20 protein-coding genes, 17 tRNA genes and 1 other annotated feature are annotated in these 23,421 nt (G+C 41.1%); of the genes, 32 read left to right on the top strand and 5 right to left on the bottom strand.

Annotated features, from left to right (window positions below):
- The first annotated feature begins 53 nt into the window (after positions 1 to 53).
- The 20 genes from BQ2679_RS10445 (at position 54) to BQ2679_RS10350 (ending at position 5,219) form a co-directional block, all read left to right on the top strand.
- Positions 54 to 126 (top strand) — tRNA-Val (locus tag BQ2679_RS10445).
- A gap of 2 nt (positions 127 to 128) precedes the next feature.
- A tRNA-Asp gene (locus tag BQ2679_RS10440) sits at positions 129 to 201 on the top strand.
- 18 nt (positions 202 to 219) lie between these two features.
- Positions 220 to 292: transfer RNA gene (locus BQ2679_RS10435), tRNA-Lys, on the top strand.
- Positions 293 to 297: 5 nt separating this feature from the next.
- Positions 298 to 379: transfer RNA gene (locus tag BQ2679_RS10430), tRNA-Leu, on the top strand.
- A 12-nt stretch (positions 380 to 391) separates the two neighbouring features.
- Positions 392 to 464 (top strand) — tRNA-Thr (locus BQ2679_RS10425).
- 27 nt (positions 465 to 491) lie between these two features.
- Positions 492 to 563: transfer RNA gene (locus BQ2679_RS10420), tRNA-Gly, on the top strand.
- A 7-nt stretch (positions 564 to 570) separates the two neighbouring features.
- Positions 571 to 656: transfer RNA gene (locus tag BQ2679_RS10415), tRNA-Leu, on the top strand.
- 7 nt (positions 657 to 663) lie between these two features.
- A tRNA-Arg gene (locus tag BQ2679_RS10410) sits at positions 664 to 737 on the top strand.
- Between the two features lie 15 nt (positions 738 to 752).
- Positions 753 to 826: transfer RNA gene (locus BQ2679_RS10405), tRNA-Pro, on the top strand.
- A gap of 5 nt (positions 827 to 831) precedes the next feature.
- Positions 832 to 905 (top strand) — tRNA-Met (locus tag BQ2679_RS10400).
- Between the two features lie 13 nt (positions 906 to 918).
- Positions 919 to 992, top strand: a tRNA-Ile gene (locus BQ2679_RS10395).
- Positions 993 to 1,002: 10 nt separating this feature from the next.
- Positions 1,003 to 1,092, top strand: a tRNA-Ser gene (locus BQ2679_RS10390).
- A 14-nt stretch (positions 1,093 to 1,106) separates the two neighbouring features.
- A tRNA-Met gene (locus tag BQ2679_RS10385) sits at positions 1,107 to 1,180 on the top strand.
- A gap of 4 nt (positions 1,181 to 1,184) precedes the next feature.
- A tRNA-Phe gene (locus BQ2679_RS10380) sits at positions 1,185 to 1,257 on the top strand.
- A gap of 19 nt (positions 1,258 to 1,276) precedes the next feature.
- A tRNA-Gly gene (locus BQ2679_RS10375) sits at positions 1,277 to 1,347 on the top strand.
- 31 nt (positions 1,348 to 1,378) lie between these two features.
- Positions 1,379 to 1,452, top strand: a tRNA-Ile gene (locus BQ2679_RS10370).
- 6 nt (positions 1,453 to 1,458) lie between these two features.
- A tRNA-Ser gene (locus BQ2679_RS10365) sits at positions 1,459 to 1,546 on the top strand.
- A 111-nt stretch (positions 1,547 to 1,657) separates the two neighbouring features.
- On the top strand, positions 1,658 to 2,806 hold the full coding sequence (locus BQ2679_RS10360) for a DUF4767 domain-containing protein (protein WP_075568045.1): 1,149 nt from the start codon (positions 1,658 to 1,660) through the stop codon (positions 2,804 to 2,806).
- Positions 2,807 to 2,977: 171 nt separating this feature from the next.
- Positions 2,978 to 3,706 (top strand): ABC transporter ATP-binding protein, encoded by a 729-nt coding sequence (locus BQ2679_RS10355; protein ID WP_075568044.1) that lies wholly within the window; start codon positions 2,978 to 2,980, stop codon positions 3,704 to 3,706.
- On the top strand, positions 3,699 to 5,219 hold the full coding sequence (locus tag BQ2679_RS10350; RefSeq protein ID WP_075568043.1) for an ABC transporter permease/substrate-binding protein: 1,521 nt from the start codon (positions 3,699 to 3,701) through the stop codon (positions 5,217 to 5,219). The genes BQ2679_RS10355 and BQ2679_RS10350 overlap by 8 nt, the downstream gene beginning before the upstream one ends.
- A gap of 166 nt (positions 5,220 to 5,385) precedes the next feature.
- Here the strand turns inward: BQ2679_RS10350 and BQ2679_RS10345 are convergent, their stop codons facing one another.
- Positions 5,386 to 5,934, bottom strand: a complete 549-nt coding sequence (locus BQ2679_RS10345) for a TetR/AcrR family transcriptional regulator (protein ID WP_075568042.1) — start codon at positions 5,932 to 5,934, stop codon at positions 5,386 to 5,388.
- Between the two features lie 133 nt (positions 5,935 to 6,067).
- Between BQ2679_RS10345 and BQ2679_RS10340 the strand changes: the two genes are divergently transcribed.
- The 3 genes from BQ2679_RS10340 to BQ2679_RS10330 all read left to right on the top strand — a co-directional run bounded on the left by BQ2679_RS10340 (position 6,068) and on the right by BQ2679_RS10330 (position 9,123).
- Positions 6,068 to 6,958 (top strand): cation diffusion facilitator family transporter, encoded by an 891-nt coding sequence (locus BQ2679_RS10340; RefSeq protein ID WP_075568041.1) that lies wholly within the window; start codon positions 6,068 to 6,070, stop codon positions 6,956 to 6,958.
- A 155-nt stretch (positions 6,959 to 7,113) separates the two neighbouring features.
- The gene (locus BQ2679_RS10335; protein WP_075568040.1) at positions 7,114 to 7,956 is read left to right on the top strand and encodes an aldo/keto reductase; all 843 of its coding nucleotides are present in this window, start codon (positions 7,114 to 7,116) and stop codon (positions 7,954 to 7,956) included.
- Positions 7,957 to 8,082: 126 nt separating this feature from the next.
- Entirely contained in the window at positions 8,083 to 9,123 is a 1,041-nt protein-coding gene (locus tag BQ2679_RS10330) for an alcohol dehydrogenase catalytic domain-containing protein (protein ID WP_075568039.1), read from the top strand.
- A 39-nt stretch (positions 9,124 to 9,162) separates the two neighbouring features.
- Here BQ2679_RS10330 and BQ2679_RS10325 read toward each other — a convergent pair whose 3' ends face one another.
- Positions 9,163 to 10,170 (bottom strand): LacI family DNA-binding transcriptional regulator, encoded by a 1,008-nt coding sequence (locus BQ2679_RS10325; RefSeq protein WP_075568038.1) that lies wholly within the window; start codon positions 10,168 to 10,170, stop codon positions 9,163 to 9,165.
- Between the two features lie 164 nt (positions 10,171 to 10,334).
- On the opposite strand from BQ2679_RS10325, the gene BQ2679_RS10320 reads away from it, so the two are divergent.
- The 3 genes from BQ2679_RS10320 to BQ2679_RS10310 all read left to right on the top strand — a co-directional run bounded on the left by BQ2679_RS10320 (position 10,335) and on the right by BQ2679_RS10310 (position 13,486).
- On the top strand, positions 10,335 to 11,513 hold the full coding sequence (locus BQ2679_RS10320) for a galactokinase (RefSeq protein WP_075568037.1): 1,179 nt from the start codon (positions 10,335 to 10,337) through the stop codon (positions 11,511 to 11,513).
- A gap of 18 nt (positions 11,514 to 11,531) precedes the next feature.
- Positions 11,532 to 13,010, top strand: a complete 1,479-nt coding sequence (locus BQ2679_RS10315; protein ID WP_075568036.1) for a UDP-glucose--hexose-1-phosphate uridylyltransferase — start codon at positions 11,532 to 11,534, stop codon at positions 13,008 to 13,010.
- 71 nt (positions 13,011 to 13,081) lie between these two features.
- Positions 13,082 to 13,486, top strand: coding sequence for a PaaI family thioesterase (locus tag BQ2679_RS10310; RefSeq protein ID WP_075568035.1), 405 nt, complete (start codon positions 13,082 to 13,084; stop codon positions 13,484 to 13,486).
- Between the two features lie 63 nt (positions 13,487 to 13,549).
- Here the strand turns inward: BQ2679_RS10310 and BQ2679_RS10305 are convergent, their stop codons facing one another.
- Together BQ2679_RS10305 and BQ2679_RS10300 are read right to left on the bottom strand one after the other, a co-directional pair.
- Complete coding sequence (locus BQ2679_RS10305; protein ID WP_075568034.1) at positions 13,550 to 13,936, bottom strand: bleomycin resistance protein; 387 nt, start codon at positions 13,934 to 13,936, stop codon at positions 13,550 to 13,552.
- An 11-nt stretch (positions 13,937 to 13,947) separates the two neighbouring features.
- Positions 13,948 to 14,775 carry an exodeoxyribonuclease III gene (locus BQ2679_RS10300; RefSeq protein WP_075568033.1) on the bottom strand — a complete coding sequence of 276 codons (828 nt, stop codon included), beginning with the start codon at positions 14,773 to 14,775 and terminating at the stop codon, positions 13,948 to 13,950.
- 262 nt (positions 14,776 to 15,037) lie between these two features.
- Between BQ2679_RS10300 and BQ2679_RS10295 the strand changes: the two genes are divergently transcribed.
- The 6 genes from BQ2679_RS10295 to BQ2679_RS10270 all read left to right on the top strand — a co-directional run bounded on the left by BQ2679_RS10295 (position 15,038) and on the right by BQ2679_RS10270 (position 22,685).
- On the top strand, positions 15,038 to 16,783 hold the full coding sequence (locus BQ2679_RS10295; RefSeq protein WP_075568032.1) for an ABC transporter ATP-binding protein: 1,746 nt from the start codon (positions 15,038 to 15,040) through the stop codon (positions 16,781 to 16,783).
- Positions 16,773 to 18,515, top strand: a complete 1,743-nt coding sequence (locus tag BQ2679_RS10290; protein ID WP_075568031.1) for an ABC transporter ATP-binding protein — start codon at positions 16,773 to 16,775, stop codon at positions 18,513 to 18,515. The genes BQ2679_RS10295 and BQ2679_RS10290 overlap by 11 nt, the downstream gene beginning before the upstream one ends.
- A gap of 105 nt (positions 18,516 to 18,620) precedes the next feature.
- Entirely contained in the window at positions 18,621 to 19,313 is a 693-nt protein-coding gene (locus tag BQ2679_RS10285; protein ID WP_075568030.1) for a sugar transferase, read from the top strand.
- Between the two features lie 39 nt (positions 19,314 to 19,352).
- On the top strand, positions 19,353 to 20,576 hold the full coding sequence (locus BQ2679_RS10280) for a DegT/DnrJ/EryC1/StrS family aminotransferase (protein WP_075568029.1): 1,224 nt from the start codon (positions 19,353 to 19,355) through the stop codon (positions 20,574 to 20,576).
- A 41-nt stretch (positions 20,577 to 20,617) separates the two neighbouring features.
- Positions 20,618 to 20,849 (top strand) — a binding site (T-box leader).
- 63 nt (positions 20,850 to 20,912) lie between these two features.
- Positions 20,913 to 22,094 carry a tryptophan synthase subunit beta gene (trpB, locus tag BQ2679_RS10275; RefSeq protein ID WP_075568028.1) on the top strand — a complete coding sequence of 394 codons (1,182 nt, stop codon included), beginning with the start codon at positions 20,913 to 20,915 and terminating at the stop codon, positions 22,092 to 22,094.
- 27 nt (positions 22,095 to 22,121) lie between these two features.
- A complete protein-coding gene (locus tag BQ2679_RS10270; RefSeq protein ID WP_075568027.1) occupies positions 22,122 to 22,685 on the top strand; it encodes an aminodeoxychorismate/anthranilate synthase component II in 564 nt (187 codons plus the stop codon).
- 41 nt (positions 22,686 to 22,726) lie between these two features.
- Here BQ2679_RS10270 and BQ2679_RS10265 read toward each other — a convergent pair whose 3' ends face one another.
- Positions 22,727 to 23,389 carry a prepilin peptidase gene (locus BQ2679_RS10265; protein ID WP_075568026.1) on the bottom strand — a complete coding sequence of 221 codons (663 nt, stop codon included), beginning with the start codon at positions 23,387 to 23,389 and terminating at the stop codon, positions 22,727 to 22,729.
- Between the last annotated feature and the right edge of the window lie 32 nt (positions 23,390 to 23,421).

Below are 23,421 nucleotides of genomic sequence, written 5' to 3'. Positions count from 1 at the left end.
CCGGAAGTAGTTGGGGGTTGCCCCCTGTGAGATATGGAAGTCGCTTAGCTAGAGGGAGTTTAGCTCAGCTGGGAGAGCATCTGCCTTACAAGCAGAGGGTCAGCGGTTCGATCCCGTTAACTCCCATAGGTCCCGTAGTGTAGCGGTTATCACGTCGCCCTGTCACGGCGAAGATCGCGGGTTCGATTCCCGTCGGGACCGTAATAACGAAAGTTATTTGACTCGTTAGCTCAGTTGGTAGAGCAATTGACTTTTAATCAATGGGTCACTGGTTCGAGCCCAGTACGGGTCATCATTGCGGGTTTGGCGGAATTGGCAGACGCACCAGATTTAGGATCTGGCGCTTAACGGCGTGGGGGTTCAAGTCCCTTAACCCGCATAATAGAAATAGGCCGGCTTAGCTCAGTTGGTAGAGCATCTGATTTGTAATCAGAGGGTCGCGTGTTCAAGTCATGTAGCCGGCATTTTTTTTAATATTCAGACTCATGAATGCGAACGTAGTTCAGTGGTAGAACACCACCTTGCCAAGGTGGGGGTCGCGGGTTCGAATCCCGTCGTTCGCTTAGAGAGGCCGGGGTGGCGGAACTGGCAGACGCACAGGACTTAAAATCCTGCGATTGGTAACGATCGTACCGGTTCGATTCCGGTCCTCGGCATAAATGAGCACCCTTAGCTCAACTGGATAGAGTACCTGACTACGAATCAGGCGGTTAGAGGTTCGACTCCTCTAGGGTGCATTTTTTTATTTACTTCGGGAAGTAGCTCAGCTTGGTAGAGTACTTGGTTTGGGACCAAGGTGTCGCAGGTTCGAATCCTGTCTTCCCGATTGATGGCGGTGTAGCTCAGCTGGCTAGAGCGTCCGGTTCATACCCGGGAGGTCGGGGGTTCGATCCCCTTCGCCGCTATAATGATCTTGTTGGACCTTTAGCTCAGCTGGTTAGAGCTCTCGGCTCATAACCGAGTGGTCGTAGGTTCAAGTCCTACAAGGTCCATTGAAATGATGGAGGATTACCCAAGTCCGGCTGAAGGGAACGGTCTTGAAAACCGTCAGGCGTGTAAAAGCGTGCGTGGGTTCGAATCCCACATCCTCCTTTATTTAAAATTAACGCGGGATGGAGCAGCTCGGTAGCTCGTCGGGCTCATAACCCGAAGGTCGTAGGTTCAAATCCTGCTCCCGCAATATTGGCTCGGTAGCTCAGTTGGTAGAGCAATGGATTGAAGCTCCATGTGTCGGCGGTTCGATTCCGTCTCGCGCCATATTTTTATATAGTTTTATGCGGGTGTAGTTTAGTGGTAAAACTACAGCCTTCCAAGCTGTTGTCGCGAGTTCGATTCTCGTCACCCGCTTTGAACTTTGTTCATTACCAAGTTTTTACTTGGGCGCGTAGCTCAGGTGGTTAGAGCGCACGCCTGATAAGCGTGAGGTCGGTGGTTCGAGTCCACTCGTGCCCATTAATAGGAGAATTACTCAAGAGGCTGAAGAGGACGGTTTGCTAAATCGTTAGGTCGGGTAACTGGCGCAAGGGTTCGAATCCCTTATTCTCCGTCATTAAAGAGCTTTTAGCTCTTTTTTTTATTTTCTTATTGCTTCTTACTTTATTTAATTTTTGTTATACTATTACTAGTTTTAGTTCTATTTTATGTTTAAGGAGTGTTTATGAAATTTAAATATCTAGTAGTTTTCTTTTTTGTTATTACGCTAAGTTTATTTTTATCTGGGTGTAGTTTTACTAAGTCAGATGATTTTAGTCAGAATTCTAGTTTCGTAACGTCAACAAGTCAATCTACTTTAAATAGTGTTAACTCGACTGAGGATCAAAAACAACTCTTTCGTTATCTTTATCAACCTGTTTTCGATAGCTATAGAAAGATATTTTCTTCGCCCAAAGACCTCTCTTTAATTCCTTCGCTTTATAATAGTTTAAGTGCTACTAAACGACCAATTGGCAGCTGGGTTGTTGAAAATTCTGTTTTTAACTCTGATAAACTTCGTTATGCCTATGTTGATTTGAATGAAGATAGCGTTGAGGAGCTAATTATTGGAGTCCAGCAATCAGATGGGAGCTACTCTATATCAGGCTTTTATTACTTAGAGAATGATAAACCAATACTTTTATCTGAGGGATATGTAGCTGGACATGGTGGAGCTAGGAATACTACGACTATCTATAAAGGTGGAGAGATTCTTGAATTGAGTTGGTCTTCTGGAACCGGAGAAGGTAGGGGAGTTCTCTATCAACTCAATCCAAACCAGAAAGCCGCTTCTATAGTAAAAGAACAAGATATTAAAGTGCCAGGAAATACTTCCTTGCATGATATTTTTGGTAAATCAGAATCTGAAATAATTAATATACGTGATTTTGATTGGCAACAATTTGATTTTTCTGGTAGTATAAATAGTTCTCAAACTGAACAAAAAGCTCCGTGGAATCCTAGTAAATCTGCAAAATTAGAAGCTTTTATAAAAGGATGGGGAGAAAGACTTGGTCAACCTAATTACAAAAAAGGAATTACAGGTGGAGATGTTGGTCCAGATAATCTATATACATTTGGGGATGGTCCGAGTGAAAAAATGAATGCAGAGTATTCAGATACTGGCTTAGGAACTGCTCAGTACCGAATTGTAGAACGCTACAGTAATTGGGATAAATTTCCAGATGTTCATAGCTATTACTTTGCTATAACCAACACAGGAGAAGCTATCGTCTTTCATTCACCAACAACTAATGGCGGAGTCATGTACTTAAAACCAACAGAAAATACAGAAATCCAAGCGGAGTTTAAACGTTTGGTGGAAGAAGAATAATCAATCATAATGGAGAGTTTGGCCTTAGCCAAGCTCTTTTTCTTATATATGATTTCAAATCAAAATCGTTGACAGATGTAATATCTAGTATTACAATATTATAATAATGATTACACTCTTATTAAAAGTGAGATAAGGATCTTAGCTTTTAAGGAGATGGTGAGGAAGAATATGATTGAATATAAAAATGTAGTCCTGCGCTACACGGATAAGGACATTTTAAAAGATGTCAATCTCCGCATTGAAAATGGAGAATTCATGGTGCTAGTGGGTCCTTCAGGATCTGGAAAGACCACCATGATCAAGATGATTAACCGTCTCTTGGAACCGACTGATGGCAATATCTATATGGATGGAAAACGGATCAAGGACTATGATGAACGGGAACTCCGTCTATCAATAGGTTACGTCTTACAGGCTATTGCTCTTTTTCCAAATCTAACAGTTGCTGAAAATATTGCCCTTATTCCTGAGATGAAGGGCTGGAGTAAGGAACAAATCGCCTCTAAAACAGAAGAACTATTGGACAAGGTGGGTCTGCCTGCTGTAGAGTATGCAAAGCGCATGCCTAGTGAGTTATCGGGAGGAGAGCAACAAAGGGTAGGGATTGTTCGTGCTTTAATTGGACAACCCAAGATTCTCCTTATGGATGAGCCTTTCTCTGCTCTAGATGCCATCTCAAGAAAACATCTCCAAGATCTGACAAAGGCCTTGCATCAGGAATTTGGGATAACAATTATTTTTGTTACTCATGATACGGACGAGGCAGTGAAATTAGCAGATAGAATTGCAGTATTGAAGGATGGGGAGATTTGCCAGGTCGCTGACCCTGAAACAATTTTACAAGCACCTGCGACAGACTTTGTAGCAAACTTGTTTGGAGGTGGCCTTCATGTCTAATTTCATTTCAACCTTTCAGGAGCGATTTAGTGAATGGGTAACAGCTTTGGGACAACACTTGCAATTATCTCTTTTGACCTTATTGGTCGCTATTTTTCTGACCATCCCACTTGCGGTTTATCTAAATGCTCATAAAAAAGCAGCGACCTGGGTTCTACAAGTTGCAGGTATCTTCCAGACCATTCCTTCAATGGCCTTGTTGGGGCTCTTTATTCCTTTCATGGGGATTGGAACCTTACCAGCTCTCACAGCCCTTGTCATTTACGCTATTTTCCCGATTTTAGAAAATACAATCACAGCCCTGAACGGCATTGATCCTAGTCTTGAGGAGGCAGGGATTGCTTTTGGGATGACCAAGTTGGAGCGACTCAAGAAGTTTGAAATTCCACTTGCCATGCCAGTCATTGTATCGGGGGTTCGAACAGCGACCGTTATGATTATTGGGACAGCGACTCTAGCAGCTCTTGTGGGAGCTGGTGGATTGGGCTCCTTTATCCTTTTGGGAATTGATCGTCGGAATGCTAGTCTCATTTTAATCGGAGCAATCTCATCAGCCATCTTGGCCATTCTTTTTAATGTCATTCTCAAATACTTGGAAAAGGCAAAATTGCGTACGATTGTTTCGACCTTTGCTGTCATGGTCCTTGGTTTGGGAGTTAGTTATGTTCCAAGCATCATTCCACATAATGAGAAAGACAATCTCGTCATTGCTGGGAAGTTAGGACCTGAACCTGAGATTCTCATGAATATGTATAAACTTCTCATCGAGGAAAATACGGATATGACGGTGACGGTTAAACCCAATTTTGGGAAGACAGACTTTCTTTACCAAGCGCTGAAAAAAGGGGACATTGATATCTATCCAGAATTTTCTGGAACAGTGACAGAGAGTCTCCTCCAATCATCTCCACAAATTGAGCATGACCCAGAAAAGGTTTACGAGGTAGCTCGTGATGGTATTGCCAAACAGGATCAACTAGCCTTTCTTAAACCCATGGCTTATCAAAATACTTATGCTATAGCAGTTCCTAAAAAAATTGCGCAAGAATATGGGCTTAAGACGATTTCAGACTTGAAAAAAGTAGAAGGACAGCTCAAGGCGGGATTCACTCTGGAGTTTAATGACCGTGAGGATGGAAACAAGGGCTTGCAGTCTGTTTATGGATTGAATCTCAATGTGGCAACCATGGAGCCAGCTCTTCGCTACCAAGCCATCCAGTCAGGGGACATTCAAATTACAGATGCTTACTCAACAGATGCTGAAATTGCTCGCTATGATTTAGTGGTTTTGGAGGATGATCAACATCTCTTCCCTCCCTATCAAGGGGCCCCACTCATGAAAGCTGAATTACTGAAAAAACATCCAGAGTTGGAAGCGGTTCTTAATAAACTGGCTGGAAAAATCACTGAGAGTCAGATGAGTCAGATGAATTATCAGGTTGGTGTGGAAGGCCAAACAGCTGAAGAAGTGGCGCGTGAGTTTTTGATTCAGGAAGGTTTTCTTAAGGAGTAAACTATGGTTAGATGTTTAAAGCCTTATTAAAAATCGATGTGAAAACCCCATCTTGTAAATGAAAGATGGGGTTTAGTATTTGATAGAGATTGGTTGAAGAATTATCAAGATAGACAAGCTATTTCGAATAAAATAGTGAGATTAGGGATTCATTTGTCTAAAAAGTTTATAGTCTTTTTTCAGACTTCATTTCGATAACACCTAGGTAAAATCTCACTACTTGGTCTTCCTTATAAGATTTTCCTTTTTTTAACCACCAAGTCAATGTTTCGATAAAGTTAGTTACAACAAAGTGCTTGAGAAAGGAGGATGGAATATTAGGATAAGAAACCCGCAAGTCCTCCGCAACCATGGGATAAACATGGTGTTCCAGTTCTTTCTGTAATTGACGGAGGAAGTAATCATTTTTAGAGAAAAGAAGGCTAGTGACATGGTCTTGATTTTTCTTAAAATGCAAAAAAATATGTGTCAAATATGCTTCGATGCTAATATTTTCCTCGCGTTCAAAAAGATGGTGAAAGAGATAGCGGCAAAGCTCATCTAGGAGTAATTCTTTACTTTCATAATGGCTATAAAAGGTGGAACGACCAACATCTGCAAGATCTATTATCTCCTGAACGGTGATTGTTTCAAAGTTTTTTTGATTTAGTAATTGCAAAAAAGCAGCATAGATGGATTTTCGAGTCTTGGTAATGCGACGATCTTGAGTACTCATATGAACAATTTGAACAAACTGTTCACTAACGTACAGAGTAAACAGTTTGCCCCTATCCTTTCTTTTTGGAGTGAGAGATAATACTAGTAAAGATAATAATTATACTACTATTATACCAAAGGAGAATAAAAAAATGACAACAAATCGTGCTGTTTGGTTGGCTTTTTTCTTGAATCTAAGCTTTACCATTGTTGAATTTATCGCAGGTGGAGTATTTGGCTCTAGTACTGTTCTTGCTGACTCTGTCCATGACTTGGGAGATGCAATCGCAATTGGGCTATCAGCCTATCTAGAAACAATCTCCAATCGTGAAGAAGATAGCCACTACACCTTGGGGTACAAACGTTTTAGTCTCTTAGGAGCCTTGATAACAGCTGTGATTTTGATGACAGGATCAGTTTTCGTCATTTTGGAAAATATAACAAAACTATTTAATCCCCAACCTGTCAATGATGAGGGTATCCTCTGGCTAGGAATCATTGCAGTTACTATAAATGTGCTAGCGAGCTTAGTGGTTCGTAAAGGAAAAACAAAGAACGAGTCTATTCTTAGCCTGCATTTTCTGGAAGACACTCTTGGTTGGTTAGCAGTCATCCTGATGGCCATTATTCTACGATTTACGGATTGGTATATCCTAGATCCTCTCTTGTCGCTTGTCATTTCCTTCTTTATCTTGTCAAAAGCCATTCCACGTTTTTGGTCTACGCTGAAAATTTTCTTAGATGCTGTACCAGAAGGAGTAGATATCGAGCAAGTCAAGAGTGATTTGGAGCAATTGGACCATGTAGCCAGTGTGAATCAGCTTAATCTTTGGACTATGGATGGTTTGGAAAAAAATGCCATTGTCCATGTTTGTCTGGAGCATGTCAAGCATATGGATGTCTGTAAAGAATCTATCCGAGACTTGCTCAAAGAGAGGGGCTTTCAAAATGTCACCATTGAGGTGGATAGCAGTCTGATGAATCATGCTCACCATAAACGGTGTGTTGATGAGTTGAAATCTTTAGATGGGCATGAGCATTAGAGGGAAGTGGGGAAAAATTTGATGCTGTTTTTTCTGCATGAAGTATGAAGAAATGTTGTCGTTTTTCCTTCTGTAAAAGAAATTTTTCATTTGCTAGTATACAAATCTTCAAATTGAGTGTAAACTAAAAGTATCAAAAGTAGTAAGGAAAAAATATGTATTACAAGACCTTAAACAACAATGTCAAAATGCCTCAACTAGGATTTGGAGTCTTTCAGACTCCAGTAGATGAAACAAAGCGAGCAGTTCTTGATGCTATCGAGGTTGGATATCGTTCTTTTGATACCGCTCAAATCTATGGCAATGAAGCAGGTGTGGGGGAAGCTATCTTGGAATCGGGTTTTCCACGTGAAGAATTCTTCATTACGACAAAGATTTGGATTTCGAATGCAGGCTATGAAAAGGCCAAGGTTTCGATTGAAGAATCCTTGAAAAAACTTCAAACAGATTATATTGATCTTTTGTTGGTTCACCAACCTTTCGGTGATTACTATGGCACATACAGAGCTATGGAAGAAGCCTATAGAGCTGGAAAGGTTCGTGCCATCGGTGTATCTAACTTTTCACCAAATCGCTTTATTGATCTTCAGTATTTTGTGGAGATCAAGCCAGCTATCAATCAGATAGAAACCCATGTATTCTATCAACAAAAAGAAGCCAAAAAGTATTTGGAGAAGTATGATTGTCAAATTGAATCTTGGGGGCCCTTTGCTGAAGGGAAAAATGATTTCTTCAATACCCCGCTCTTGAAAGAGATTGGAGAAAAATATGGCAAATCCGTAGCCCAAGTAGCCCTACGTTTCTTACTCCAAAGTAACGTGGTTGTCATTCCTAAGTCTGTTCGTAAAGAACGGATGCAAGAGAATTTTGATATTTTTGACTTTGAGTTAACAGAAGATGAAATGAAGAGCATAGAAGGATTGGACCAAGGAAGTACCCTCTTTCATAATCATCAAGAACCAGAAACAGCAGAAAGATTTTTATCTTTTTTAAGCTAGTCTAATTTTATCATCATCAAATAGGGGGATAATCGATTAAAAACTTCCTTAGGAAGATTTTCCTCTTACAATATGGGATATAAAAGTGTATACTAGAATTAGTAAGAAACAGAGAGGATTGTTTTTATGAAATCAGCAGTTTATAGTAAGGCAGGACAGATTGGTCTTGTTGAAGTGGAGCGTCCACAGATTAAGGAAGCAGATGATGTTATTATCCGTATCGTTAGAACTTGTGTCTGCGGTTCGGATTTGTGGACTTATCGTAATCCTAAAATAAAAGAAGGCCGTTTGAACAGTGGTCACGAAGCTATCGGAATTGTCGAAGAAATTGGAGAGGCCATCACAACAGTGAAACCAGGGGATTTTGTCATTGCACCATTTACTCATGGTTGTGGGGAATGTGATGCCTGTCATGATGGCTTTGATGGAACTTGTGATCGTCATTTGGGTAATAGCAACTGGTCTACTGGTGTTCAAGCAGAATACATTCGTTTCCATTATGCCAATTGGTCCCTAGTCAAAATTCCTGGGAAACCTTCGGATTATACTGAGGCTATGCTCAAATCTTTCTTAAGTCTAGCAGATGTTATGCCAACTGGTTACCATGCAGCGCGTGTGGCAGATGTTAAACCAGGAGACAAGGTTGTCGTAATTGGAGACGGCGCAGTTGGTCAATGTGCAGTGATTGCTGCTAAGATGAGAGGCGCTTCGCAAATAGTCCTCATGAGCCGTTACAAGGACCGTCAGGAAATGGCCTTGGCGTCAGGTGCTACAGCGGTAGTTGAAGAGCGTGGTGAAGAAGGAATCGCCAAAGTCCGTGAGATTCTTGGTGGTGGAGCAGACGCGGCTCTAGAGTGTGTTGGAACTGAAGCGTCCATTGACCAAGCTTTAGGAGTGCTTCATAATGGAGGACGAATGGGCTTTGTTGGAGTACCACACTACAATAATCGTACAATTGGTTCTACCTTTGCTCAAAACATCACAGTTGCAGGTGGAGCGGCTTCGGTAACAACTTACGATAAACAAATCTTGTTAAAAGCTGTCCTTGATGGAGATATTAATCCAGGGCGTGTCTTTACAGATAGCTATAGTTTAGAAGATATTGATCAAGCATATAAAGATATGGATGAGCGTAAGGCTATTAAGTCTATAATTGTGATTGAATAAAAAAATGGGTGCTAGCACCCATTTTTTTGTAAGTTTTTCTTATTTATAATTTAGTGTACTTTCTCTTAATGTCAATCTAGTCCCTAACATGGTCAAACTAGGAACTTTGCGACCATGGAGCACTTCTTTGTTGAGAATATCCATGCCTGTACGCCCCATCTCTTCAGTATAAACGGTTATACTGGAAAGAGGTGGGAAGACCTGTTTGGTGAGAATAGTGTCATTAAAGGAAATCATACTAACGCGTTCAGGGAGTCCGATTCCATCTTCTTGGAGAGCTCTTAAAGCGCCGATTGCGAGACTATCACTAGCTGCAAAAAATGCTGGTGGTAGTTTATCTCCTAAGGAATCTATGGCCTCCTTCATTAAATCATAACCAGATTGGGCACTAAACTGCCCTTGGAAAACAAATTCTTCGTGATAGATCCCTTTTTCTTGTGTATAAGATTTATAGTATTTTAAACGTTTATCTTGGATGAGTTCTTCTTGGTCGGTTGTAACTTCAAGTCCAGTGAGGATGCCGATTTTCTTAATGCCATGTTGGGTGTAAAAATCAATGACTTGCTTAATAGCATTTTCAAAATCTGTAATAACACAGGTGTGACCAAGAGAGAGTGTATCACTATCTATAAAAACGAGAGGCTTTTGATATTCTTCAAAAGAAGAGATTTGATCTTGGCTAAATTTTCCAATACAGAGAATACCTATGACTTCCTCACTAAGCGTGAAGGGTTGGTCATTGAAATAGCGCAAGATTTCATAGTCCAATTCCTGGGCTCTTTTTTCAATCCCTAATCGAATTTGATAATAGTAGAGATCTTCAAGCTCGCCTTGCTCACTTACCCATTGGATGATGGCAATTTTTTGCTTTAGTTTATGGGATTGGCCAGTTTTGAGATGCTTGGTATACCCTAACTCTTCAGCAACTGTCAAGATACGATGTCGGGTTTCTTCTGTGACAGATAGACTCTGATCGCGATTAAGGACACGGGATACAGTTGCGATTGAAACAGATGCTAATTGAGCAATATCTTTTAATGTAGCCATAGTAACCCCCTTTTTAGGTTATTATATCATATTTTCTTTCTTTTTACCTATTGTTTAGTAAAATATAGGTAAAAAATATTGACCTAAGCAAAACCCTTGGGTACAATAGAAGAAAACGATTACAAGTTAAGCTTACATTAACCAAAAGTCAAAGGAGAATTCATATGACACAACATTTAACTGCAGAAGAACTTCGCAAAGATTTTTTAGCTATTTTTGGTCAAGAAGCAGATCAAACCTTCTTCTCGCCAGGGCGTATCAACTTGATTGGGGAACATACTGACTATAATGGTGGCCATGTTTTCCCAGCTGCTATTTCACTAGGAACTTATGGAGCAGCACGCAAGCGTGATGACCAAGTTTTTCGTTTCTACTCCGCAAACTTTGAGGACAAAGGCATTGTCGAAGTTCCTCTGGCTGACCTTAAGTTTGAGAAAGAGCACAACTGGACTAACTATTCAAAAGGTGTCCTACATTTCTTGCAAGAAGCTGGTCATGTGATTGATAAAGGGTTTGATTTCTATGTCTATGGGAATATTCCAAATGGTGCTGGCTTATCATCTTCCGCATCCTTGGAGCTATTGACTGGTGTCGTGGCAGAATATCTCTTTGACCTAAAATTGGATCGTCTAGATTTAGTAAAAATCGGGAAATTGACAGAGAATAACTTTATTGGTGTTAACTCTGGTATCATGGACCAATTTGCTATCGGTATGGGGGCAGACCAACGTGCCATTTATCTGGATACAAATAGTTTAGAATATGACTTGGTTCCCCTTGATTTGAAGGACAATGTTGTTGTTATCATGAATACTAACAAACGCCGTGAACTTGCGGATTCTAAGTACAATGAACGTCGTGCTGAATGTGAAAAAGCAGTAGAAGAACTCCAAGTGGCCTTAAATATTCAAACCTTGGGTGAATTGGATGAATGGGCTTTTGATGAATACAGCTATCTGATTAAAGACGAAAATCGCTTGAAACGTGCGCGTCATGCAGTTCTTGAAAACCAACGTACCCTTAAAGCGCAAGCGGCTCTTCAAGCAGGAGATTTAGACAAATTTGGTCGTTTGATGAATGCTTCTCATGTTTCACTTGAGCATGATTACGAAGTAACTGGCTTGGAATTAGATACCCTTGTTCATACAGCTTGGGCTCAAGAAGGTGTTCTTGGTGCTCGTATGACAGGAGCTGGCTTTGGTGGTTGTGCGATCGCCTTGGTTCAAAAAGATGCTGTTGATTCCTTTAAAGAAGCTGTAGGCAAGCACTATGAAGAAATCGTTGGCTACGCTCCAAGCTTCTATATCGCTGAAGTGGCAGGTGGAACTCGCATCCTAGAATAGTCAGAAGGAGGTTATTTAGTGACCTTAGTAGAAAATTTTGTGACCAAAGTCATTGCAGAAAGTAGCTTTGAAGAGTTGGATCGGATCTATCTGACCAATCGTGTTTTAGCACTGGTGGGAGATGGAGTTCTTGAAGTTGAGACTGACCAAGATGATTTGATTGAACTAAAAGATCAGCTTGTCGAGGAAGCCGTTCGATTGGGAACGATTGAAGATAGTCATGCTGCGCGTGAGATTCTCGGTTCTGTTCTCATGGATTTGGTAACCCCTTGTCCAAGTCAGGTTAATCGTGACTTTTGGAATACCTATGCCAAGTCACCAGAGCAGGCAATTGCAGATTTCTACCAACTCAGTCAGAAGAATGACTACATCAAACTGAAGGCTATCGCAAAGAATATTGCTTATCGTGTACCATCTGACTACGGTGAACTAGAGATTACCATCAATCTCTCTAAGCCTGAAAAGGATCCAAAGGAGATTGCGGCAGCTAAGTTGGTTAAGTCGAGTAACTATCCTCAATGTCAGCTCTGTATGGAAAATGAAGGATACCATGGTCGTGTCAATCATCCAGCTAGAAGCAATCACCGAATTATTCGTTTTGATATTTCTGGGCAGGAGTGGGGCTTACAATATTCGCCTTACGCTTACTTTAATGAGCACTGTATTTTCCTAGATAGCAAGCATCGTCCTATGGCCATTAGTCGCCAAAGTTTTGAACGTTTGTTAGCAATTGTGGAGCAGTTTCCAGGCTACTTTGCTGGTTCAAATGCTGATTTGCCAATCGTGGGTGGCTCCATTCTAACCCATGATCACTATCAAGGTGGCCGGCATGTCTTTCCAATGGAAGTAGCGCCATTACAAAAGAGTTTTACCTTTAAAGGTTTTGAATCTGTCAGGGCAGGAATTGTCCAGTGGCCTATGTCCGTCATTCGACTAACTTCAGATTCTAAAGAGGATTTGACAGAACTAGCGGATAAAATCTTACTGGCTTGGCGTCAATACTCAGATCCAAGTGTACAGGTCTTGGCAGAAAGTGATGGAACACCGCACCATACCATTACTCCAATAGCCCGTAAACGAGATGGACAGTTTGAGTTGGATTTGGTCTTGAGGGATAATCAAACATCCCCAGAGCATCCAGATGGTATCTATCATCCCCACAAGGATGTCCAACATATCAAGAAGGAAAATATCGGCTTGATAGAGGTTATGGGATTGGCTATCTTGCCACCACGCTTGAAGGAAGAAGTGGAGCAAGTAGCAGCTTACCTAGTCGGAGAGGATGTTTCTATTGCGGATTATCACCAAGAATGGGCAGATGAGTTGAAAGAATCCCATCCTGGATTGACTGACAAAGACCAAGCTCTTAATATCGTCCAAGAATCTGTTGGAAAAATCTTTGCTCGAGTTTTGGAAGATGCAGGAGTTTACAAGCAAACAGAAGAAGGACAAGCTGCCTTTATGCGTTTTGTAAATCATGTTGGACTTATGCCATAGTGTCAGGACCTTCCTCTTGCATACTAGTATAAAAAGTAGTATGATAGCGTTTGAAAGACTAGGAGGAATGTATGAAGGATTTTCACTTTGATGCCATATCAGCATTTGAAAATTATGAAATCAAGGAGATGAGAGATGGGCGTGTCACCGTAACTACCAAGGTCGTGGACTCTTCTCTTAACTATTATGGCAATGCCCACGGAGGTTATCTTTATACTCTGTGTGACCAAATCAGTGGCTTAGTCGTTATTTCTCTTGATTTGGATGTTGTAACCTTACAGTCTTCCATCAATTACTTAAAAGCAGGATATCTCGGAGATGAATTGACCATCAAGGGAGAATGTGTCCATAAAGGACGCACCACCTGTGTCGTCGATGTAGACCTCATCAACCAAGATGGAAAAAATGTCTGCAAAGCAACCTTTACCATGTTTATAACAGGTGAGCGCTCAGAAGAAAAAAGAATTAGAATTTAGAAGAGAAAAAAGAGGCGCAGGCCTCTTTTTCTAATTACTTTTTCCGTTTAGTGCTCTATTATCTTATTCACTAAATCTTAAAAAATAGCCATCTGGGTCTAGAACTGCAAATTCATGAGGGTAGATATATTGTTCACCAACACGAAATTCTCTTTTAGTCAAAGGACGATGAATAGGATAGTTAGACTCGATTACTTTCTGATAGAGTCGAGGAACATCCTTTATGCCAAAGGAGATATTGACTCCACGACCAAATGGGTAGGTCAGTTCAACTAATTCATCCTTTGTTCCCTCCTCTAACATTAGTTGACAGTCTTCAAGCGAAAGGAAGAGAAATTTTTCCTCTGGACGCTCGTATTCGACAGAGAATCCCAATAAGTCGCAGTAGAAGTGACGCGATTCCTCGATATCCGATACGACAAATTCAGGGATGACTGCTTGATAGTCCATTCGTTTTCTCCTTAGAAATCAATCTCCAAGACAATTGGTGTGTGGTCTTGGCGTGCGCCTGAGTCAATCATGTCTGACTTGCTAACCTTGTCTGCTACACGGTTACTTGTGAGCCAGTAGTCAATTCTCCACCCTGTGTTGTTGATTTTTGAAGTCTTGCTGCGTTGTGCCCACCAAGTATAGCGTTCTGGCACATCGCCATGGATATGGCGGAAGGTATCTGTAAATCCTTTGGCTAAAAGGTTTGTAAATCCTTCACGCTCTTCGTCTGTAAATCCTGGTGAACGGCGGTTGCTAGCTGGGTTGGCAAGGTCAATTTCCTTGTGGGCAACATTGTAGTCTCCGGTTGCTAGGACAGGTTTTTTCTTGTCTAGTTGAGCCAAGTACTCCGCATATTTGACATCCCAGACTTGACGATCTTCCAAGCGTTTGAGTCCATCACCAGCGTTTGGTGTGTAAACTTGGGTCACGAAAAATGTATCAAATTCTAAAGTGATGATGCGACCTTCAGAGTCCATGGTAGAAGGAGCACCGATTTCTGGGAAGCTGATAGTTGGAGTCAGTTCTTTCTTATAGAGGAACATGGTTCCAGCATAGCCTTTACGAGCAGGCTCTTGAGAGGAACGCCAAGTATTTTCATATCCAGGGAAGAGTTCTTCTAACACGTCGAGATGTTTTTTAGTAGGCCCTGTAGCTGAAAGCTTGGTTTCTTGGATAGCAATGATATCAGCATTTTCAACAACCAAGGTTTGGAGGACGTCTTGTGACAATTTCGCACGCGCAGAGTCACTCGTGAGTGCAGCATTTAGGGAATCAATATTCCATGAGATAAGTTTCATATTACTTCCTTTTTCATTCAGATTATTGACTATATTATACCAAAAAAAGGCCTATTTCCCCAACGTATGGTTTGAAAAAACACCCTCTTTCGTTTATAATAAGGAGTAATTTATGGAAGGCGAGTAAAAGGAAGAGGATTTTACTCCAATGCATATCTTTATCGGAGCGTACGATAAAGGAAAAGTATTTGTTGTAAGTTATGAATAAAGAAAACCTGGGGTTCATGCCTCAGGTTTCCCTTTTCAATTAGAAAGGAAACTTATGTTCATCATTCAAAAACTCTGGTGGTTTTTCAAATTAGAAAAACGCCGGTATCTAGTTGGTATAGTTGCTCTTAGTTTGGTAGCTGTTCTCAACCTCATTCCTCCCATGGTGATGGGGTATGTCATTGATGCCATCACTTTGGGAAATTTGACTCAGTCGGATCTGTTACTGAATCTCATCTATCTACTCCTAGCAGCTTTTGGGATGTACTACCTGCGCTATGTTTGGCGCATGTATATCTTAGGGACTTCCTATCGTTTAGGACAAATCATGCGTTCACGTCTCTTTGAACATTTTTCAAAGATGTCTCCGGCTTTTTACCAGACCTATAGAACTGGAGATTTAATGGCGCATGCGACTAATGATATCAATGCTCTAACCCGTCTTGCAGGTGGAGGAGTCATGTCAGCTGTCGATGCTTCTATCACTGCACTTGTTACCTTGTTGACCATGCTTTTTAGTATTTCTTGGCAAATGACCTTGGTGGCTATTTTACCCCTGCCCTTTATGGCTATGGCGACCAGTCGTCTGGGAAGAAAGACCCATAAAGCATTTAACGAATCTCAGGAAGCTTTTTCTGAACTTAACAACAAGGTTCAGGAATCTGTATCAGGTATTAAGGTGACCAAGTCTTTCGGCTATCAAGCCCATGAATTGAATGCTTTTCAAGAAGTCAATCAACTAACCTTCCAAAAGAACTTGCAAACCATGAAATATGACAGCTTGTTTGATCCAATGGTTCTCTTATTTGTTGGCTTATCTTATGTTCTAACACTTTTGGTTGGTTCTTTCATGGTCCAAGAAGGAAATGTCACTGTTGGTAATCTAGTCACTTTTATCTCTTACTTGGATATGCTGGTCTGGCCCTTGATGGCGATTGGATTTCTCTTTAATATCACTCAAAGAGGGAAGGTTTCTTACCAGCGCATTGAAAATCTCTTGTCTCAAGAGTCGCTCGTTAAAGATCCAGGAGCTCCCATTTCCAAGATTGAAAATGGACGTTTGGAATATGCAATTGATAGTTTTTCATATGAAAATGAAGAAACTCTTCATGGGATTCACTTTAGTCTAGAAAAGGGACAAACACTGGGCTTGGTAGGACAGACTGGTTCAGGTAAGACATCGCTGATGAAGCTACTCTTACGAGAGTACGATGTCAATCAAGGAGCCATCTACCTCAATGGGCATGATATACGAGACTATCGTCTGAGCGACCTTAGAGGTCTCATGGGCTATGTTCCTCAAGACCAGTTTCTTTTTGCTAGTTCTATTATAGAAAATGTTATTTTTGGTAATCCTGACTTGTCTCTATCTGACGTTGAATATGCGACCAAATTAGTCCAAGTTTATCATGATATTGTGGATATGCCTCAGGGATTTGACACGATTATCGGTGAAAAGGGAGTTAGTCTGTCTGGTGGTCAAAAGCAACGTCTTGCCATGGCCCGTGCTATGATTTTAAATCCTGATATCTTGATTTTAGATGACTCCTTATCGGCTGTAGATGCCAAGACCGAGTATGCTATTGTTGATAATCTTAAAGCCACTCGAGAAAACAAAACAACGATCATCTCAGCCCATCGCCTCAGTGCAGTTGTCCACGCTGATTTGATCTTGGTTATGCAAAATGGACAGATTATTGAACGTGGGACTCATGAGGACTTACTAGGCTTGGATGGTTGGTATGCCCAGACCTATCAGTCCCAACAATTGGAAATGAAAGGAGAAGAAGATGCAGAATAAGCAAGAACAATGGACAGTATTGAAACGATTGCTTGGTTATCTCAAGCCCTATAGCCTCTTAACCCTGCTAGCCCTATCATTTCTCCTAGCAACAACGGTTATCAAGAGTATCATTCCTCTGGTTGCTTCACACTTTATCGACCAGTATCTGGGGAATCTGAGTCAGTTTGCTGTTACTGTTTTGATAGCCTACTATGGTCTTTATATCCTACAGACCCTGATTCAATATATCGGTAATCTACTGTTTGCACGTGTATCTTATAGTATAGTTAGAGATATTCGCAAAGATGCCTTTGCCAATATGGAAAAACTAGGTATGTCTTATTTTGACAAGACACCTTCAGGTTCTATCGTTTCACGATTGACCAATGATACAGAGACCATCAGTGATATGTTTTCAGGGCTGTTATCTAGCTTTATTTCAGCTATTTTTATTTTTGTGACAACTCTTTATACAATGATGGTCCTGGATTTTCGTTTGACAGGTTTGGTTCTTCTATTTCTACCTTTGATTTTTATCTTGGTTAATCTCTATCGAAAAAAATCAGTTAAAATCATCGAAAAAACGAGAAGCTTTTTGTCAGATATAAATAGCAAGTTGGCAGAAAGTATTGAAGGTATTCGAATTATTCAAGCCTTTAATCAAGAAAAACGCCTGCAGGAAGAATTTGATGAGATTAATGAAGAACACTACGTTTATGCCAACCGTTCAGTAGCCTTGGACGCCCTCTTTTTACGTCCTGCCATGAGTTTGTTGAAGCTCTTAGGTTATGCAGTTCTCATGGCCTATTTCGGCTATAGAGGCCTCTATATCGGGATGACAGCAGGTACCATGTATGCCTTTATCCAGTATATCAATCGTCTCTTTGATCCTTTGATAGAGGTCACGCAAAACTTTTCAATTCTTCAGACTTCGATGGTATCAGCAGGGCGAGTCTTTGCACTGATTGATCAAAGCAATTATGAACCTGTTCAGGCTGACAGTGAGCTAGCAATCAGAGAAGGAAATATTCGTTTTGAGCACGTGTGTTTTTCCTATGATGGAGTAAATCAAATTTTGGACGATATTTCCTTTTCAGTCAAGAAGGGGGAAACCATTGCCTTTGTGGGACATACAGGTTCAGGGAAGTCCTCTATTATCAATGTCCTGATGCGTTTTTACGAATTTCAGTCAGGACGGGTTTTGATTGATAATGTAGACATTCGTAACTATAGCCATCAAGAACTAAGAAAAAATATGGGTCTTGTCTTGCAGGAACCCTTCCTCTATCATGGAACTATCAAGTCTAATATCGCCATGTACCAAGAAATTAGCGATGAGGAAGTTAAGGCGGCAGCAGAGTTTGTGGATGCAGATGCTTTTATTCAAGAATTGCCTCAAGGCTATAACTCTCCTGTTTCAGAGAGAGGTTCTAGCTTTTCAACTGGTCAACGTCAACTTCTTGCCTTTGCCAGAACAGTCGCCAGTCAGCCTAAAATCTTGATTTTAGATGAAGCGACAGCCAATATTGATTCGGAAACAGAAACTCTGGTTCAGAATTCCCTGGAAAAGATGCGAAAAGGGCGGACAACGATTGCCATCGCCCATCGTCTTTCTACCATCCAAGATGCTAATTGTATCTATGTCTTAGATAAGGGCCGGATTATCGAGAGTGGAACACACGAGGAGCTCTTGACTTTAGGTGGAACTTATCACAAGATGTATAGCTTACAAGCAGGAGCCTTATCTTAAAAGGAAGATTTAAAATGCTAGATTTCTTTCACCTAGCTATCTAATTTGTGGTATAATGAAGGATATTGATAAATTTTACTATACTAAAAACAGAGGAGAATATGCATGCTGAAATGGGATGAACTACCCTTCGAGATGCAATTAAGCGAGGTTGAACCCTACTACCAGCTAGTCTCTCAAAGAAAAGGAAGTCTGATCCTCAAGCGTTGTTTGGATTTCTTACTAGCCTTGGTCCTATTGTTCTTGACCTCACCCTTATTTATTGTTCTAAGTATCTGGATCAAACTCGATAGTAAGGGGCCTGTTATTTACAAGCAAAAACGGGTAACCCAGTACAACAGACATTTCAAGATTTGGAAGTTCCGGACCATGGTGACGGATGCTGATAAAAAAGGAAGTCTAGTAACTTCTGCAAATGACAGTCGTATCACAAAAGTTGGAAATTTCATCCGCCGTGTTCGTTTGGATGAATTGCCGCAATTGGTCAATGTCCTCAAAGGAGAGATGTCCTTTGTAGGAACACGCCCAGAAGTACCACGCTACACAGAGCAGTATAGCCCTGAAATGATGGCTACCTTGCTCTTACCTGCAGGGATTACATCGCTTGCCAGCATTAACTATAAGGATGAGGATGCCATCATCAGTCAAATGACTGCAAAAGGTATGACGGTTGACCAGGCTTATGTGGAAAGAGTCCTTCCAGAGAAAATGCACTTTAACCTAGCCTACCTACGTGATTTTAATTTCTTCGGAGATATCAAAATCATGTTTCAGACTGTAGTTGAAGTTTTAAAATAAAGTAGTCACAAAAGTGAATACTGTAAAAGGAGTAAATCAATGACAAAGTATAATATTCCATTTTCACCACCCGATATTACCGAAGCTGAAATTGCTGAAGTAGCCGATACCCTCCGTTCAGGATGGATTACAACAGGTCCTAAGACAAAAGAGTTAGAACGTCGTTTATCTCTCTATACTCAGACACCTAAAACAGTCTGCCTTAACTCTGCAACAGCAGCTCTTGAATTGATTTTGCGCGTGCTTGAAGTAGGGCCTGGTGACGAAGTCATCGTTCCAGCTATGACTTATACAGCATCATGCAGTGTTATTACTCACGTCGGTGCGACACCAGTTATGGTTGATATCCAAGCTGATACCTTTGAGATGGATTATGATCAACTGGAACAAGCTATTACTGAGAAGACTAAAGTCATCATACCGGTAGAGCTAGCAGGTATTATCTGTGACTACGACCGTTTGTTCCAAGTTGTAGAAAAGAAACGTGACCTATTTACAGCTGCTAGCAAGTGGCAAAAGGCCTTTAACCGTATTGTGATTGTCTCTGATAGTGCTCATGCTTTAGGTTCAACCTACAAGGGACAACCAGCCGGTTCAATCGCTGACTTCACATCATTCTCTTTCCATGCAGTCAAGAACTTTACAACTGCTGAGGGAGGAAGTGCGACCTGGAAAGCAAATCCAGCTATTGACGATGAAGAAATGTATAAGGAATTCCAGATTCTTTCTCTTCATGGTCAAACTAAGGATGCCCTTGCCAAGATGCAACTAGGTTCATGGGAATACGATATCGTAACACCAGCCTACAAGTGCAATATGACGGATATCATGGCTTCGCTTGGTCTGGCTCAGTTGGACCGTTATCCTGCTTTATTACAACGTCGTAAGGACATCGTGGATCGATATGACCGTGGATTTGCAGGAACTCGTATTCACCCATTGGCTCATGAGACAGATACTGTTGAATCTTGTCGTCACCTTTACATTACCCATTTAGAAGGTGCGAGCCTCGAAGAGCGCAATCAAATTATCCAAGAATTGGCCAAAGCTGGAATCGCAAGTAACGTTCACTACAAACCGCTTCCGCTTTTGACAGCCTATAAGAATCTTGGCTTTGACATGGCAGATTATCCGCGAGCTTATGCCTTCTTTGAAAATGAAATTACATTACCGCTTCACACGAAATTAACGGATGAAGAAGTAGACTATATCATTGAGACTTTTGTTAAAGTTTCTGAAGAAATTCTTGCTTCTTCAAAATAATCGTTTAAAAATCATTGACAAAGAATAGATAATGACATATAATAATTTCAACAAATCAGAAAAGTAATTATTTTAGATCTTCAGGGAGCCTGTGGTTGCTGCGAACAGGTGGTTGAAAATAGTGAAATTGGGCTGATTTGAAAAAATGAATTTGAAACAATGAAAATTCGGTGCGCACACCTTACAGTGCAACTTGTTGATAGACAAGGCAGAGATGTAAAGGGGATAGTCTCTTTACAATTGAGGTGGTACCGCGTTACTAACGCCCTCACATGGAAGTGGATTCCGTGTGTGGGCTTTTTCATATTTTGGAATAATAGAAAAGAGGAAAATTTTATGACAACTAAAGGATATTTTGGACAATTTGGTGGTAGTTTTGTACCTGAGCCGATTCAGGCTTTGTTGGATGAGTTGGAAGTGACTTTTGATAAGTACAAGGATGATCCAGAGTTTTTAGCTGAGTTTCGTCATTACTTGAAGGATTATTCAGGTCGTGAGACACCGTTATATTATGCAGAGAGCTTGACAGAACACCTAGGCGGAGCTAAGATTTATCTCAAGCGTGAAGACCTTAACCACTTGGGTTCTCACAAACTTAACAATGTTTTGGGACAAATTCTTCTTGCTAAACGCATGGGTAAAAAACGTGTGATTGCTGAAACAGGAGCTGGTCAGCACGGTGTTGCGACAGCTGCAGCGGCAGCCAAATTTGGTATGGCATGTGATGTCTACATGGGGGCAGAAGATGTGGAGCGTCAACGTCTCAATGTCTTCCGCATGGAGATGATGGGAGCAACTGTTCACGCAGTTGAAACTGGTACTCGTACCCTCAAAGATGCGGTTGATGCAGCCTTTGGAGCATGGATGAATGACCTTGAAGCCTTCTACGTTTTAGGTTCTGCTGTTGGACCACACCCTTATCCAACTATTGTTCATGAATTCCAAAAAGTGATTAGTGAAGAATCTCGTCGTCAAATCTTGGAAAAAGAAGGATGTCTGCCAGACTACGTTATTGCCTGTGTGGGCGGTGGTTCTAATGCCATCGGTGCTTTTTCACAGTATGTAGCTGATGAAGAAGTCAAATTGGTTGGGGTAGAAGCTGCTGGTCATGGTTTAGATACCGACAAACACGCAGCAACTATGACCAAGGGTAGTGTCGGAATTGTCGATGGAATGAAGACCTATGCAGTCTTTAAGGAAGATGGAGAGCTCGCGCCAGTTTACTCTATCTCAGCAGGTTTGGACTATCCAGGGGTTGGTCCAGAACATGCCTTCTTTAAAGACTCTGGTCGAGTAGAATATGTAGCAGCGACAGACGAAGAAGCTGTCCAAGCCTTGCTTTTATTAAGCAAAACAGAAGGAATCATCCCTGCAATTGAAAGCTCACATGCTATCGCTGAAGCAGTCAAACGCGCACCAAAACTAAGTAAAGATGAGATTATCATCATCAATGTCTCTGGTCGTGGAGACAAGGACGTAGCTGCCATTGCAGACTACCTTGAAGCTAAGAATAACTAATCATTCCAAGATTAAAGGGAGAAAATTGTGATTTTATTGATTGATAATTATGATTCTTTTACCTACAATCTAGCTCAATATATCGGAACCTTTTCTCCTGTTGAGGTCTTGCGAAACGACGATCCTCGTCTCTATCAAGTAGCAGAAAAGGCAAGAGCTCTTGTCTTTTCTCCTGGACCTGGTTGGCCAGCTGATGCTGGAAAAATGGAGGATATGATTCGAGATTTTGCTGGGGGAAAGCCAATTTTGGGGATTTGCTTGGGACATCAGGCTATTGCAGAGGCTTTTGGTGGAAAACTAAGTTTGGCTCCAAAGGTTATGCATGGTAAACAAAGTCAGCTCCAATTTGAAGCTCCATCCATTCTTTATCAGGGTATAGAAAATAACTGTTCAGTCATGCGTTACCATAGTCTTATGGTGGAGGAATTACCCGCAGACTTTGAAGTTACCGCTCGTGCGATAGACGATCAGGTTATCATGGGTTTTCAACACAAGAAGCTCCCTATCTATGGCTTCCAATATCATCCAGAAAGTATAGGGACACCAGATGGACTATCAACCATACGAAACTTCATTGAAAAGGTTATCTAAGGAATAGGATGACAAAATAAAAGCCCTCATAGAGGGCCTGACTATCCTAAAAGCAAAAGCTTACCAAAAATAATCATACAAGCAGCCAGCAAGAGGAAAGGCACAAAAGGTAGTCTTTCCTTTTTCATTAGTAGGAGAAAGGCTAGAATGCCAGTTGTGGAAGCAAATTGAATTAAAATCAGCATCTCGGTTAGGCTAAAAACAAGAGCACAGGAAGCCAGAAAGAGAAAATCCCCTGCACCTATGCGGATATCGATAAAGTGAGCCAAAATTCCCAAGATAAGAAAGAAAATCATAACTAGATTCCAACCACAGCAAACCATGAGGATTAAGTGAAAAATTAGCCAGACGATCAAGGGATATTCCTGATGACGAAAGTCGTAGATGCCCAAAGTCAATCCGGCAGTAACCAGTATGATTTGACTCAAAGTTAGAAATCCCACAGACTCAGCTAGAAAGAGAAGCCCCAATCCAAACTCAAAGAGAGCATACCAAAAGGGATAGCTTGAGTTACAGTAGCGACAACGAAAGCGGTGTACTACTTGAGAGACAATTGGAATCAAATCCAGTGGTCTCAAACGAGTCTGACAAGAATCGCAGTGACTAGCAGGAAAGACAATAGACTGCTCAGGAAAGCGGTCAATGACAAGACCTAGAAAGGAAGCAATAATAGCTCCAACAAGAAAAAAGTAAAGATGAATCATACTTATTTATTCGGAAAAAATAAGAGAAAGAG

It is taken from the genome of Streptococcus timonensis (assembly GCF_900095845.1).
In the GTDB taxonomy this organism is placed as follows: Bacteria; Bacillota; Bacilli; order Lactobacillales; family Streptococcaceae; genus Streptococcus; species Streptococcus timonensis.
Note: the sequence above shows the minus strand (reverse complement) of the source record. Positions and strands in the feature narration are given on the sequence as shown.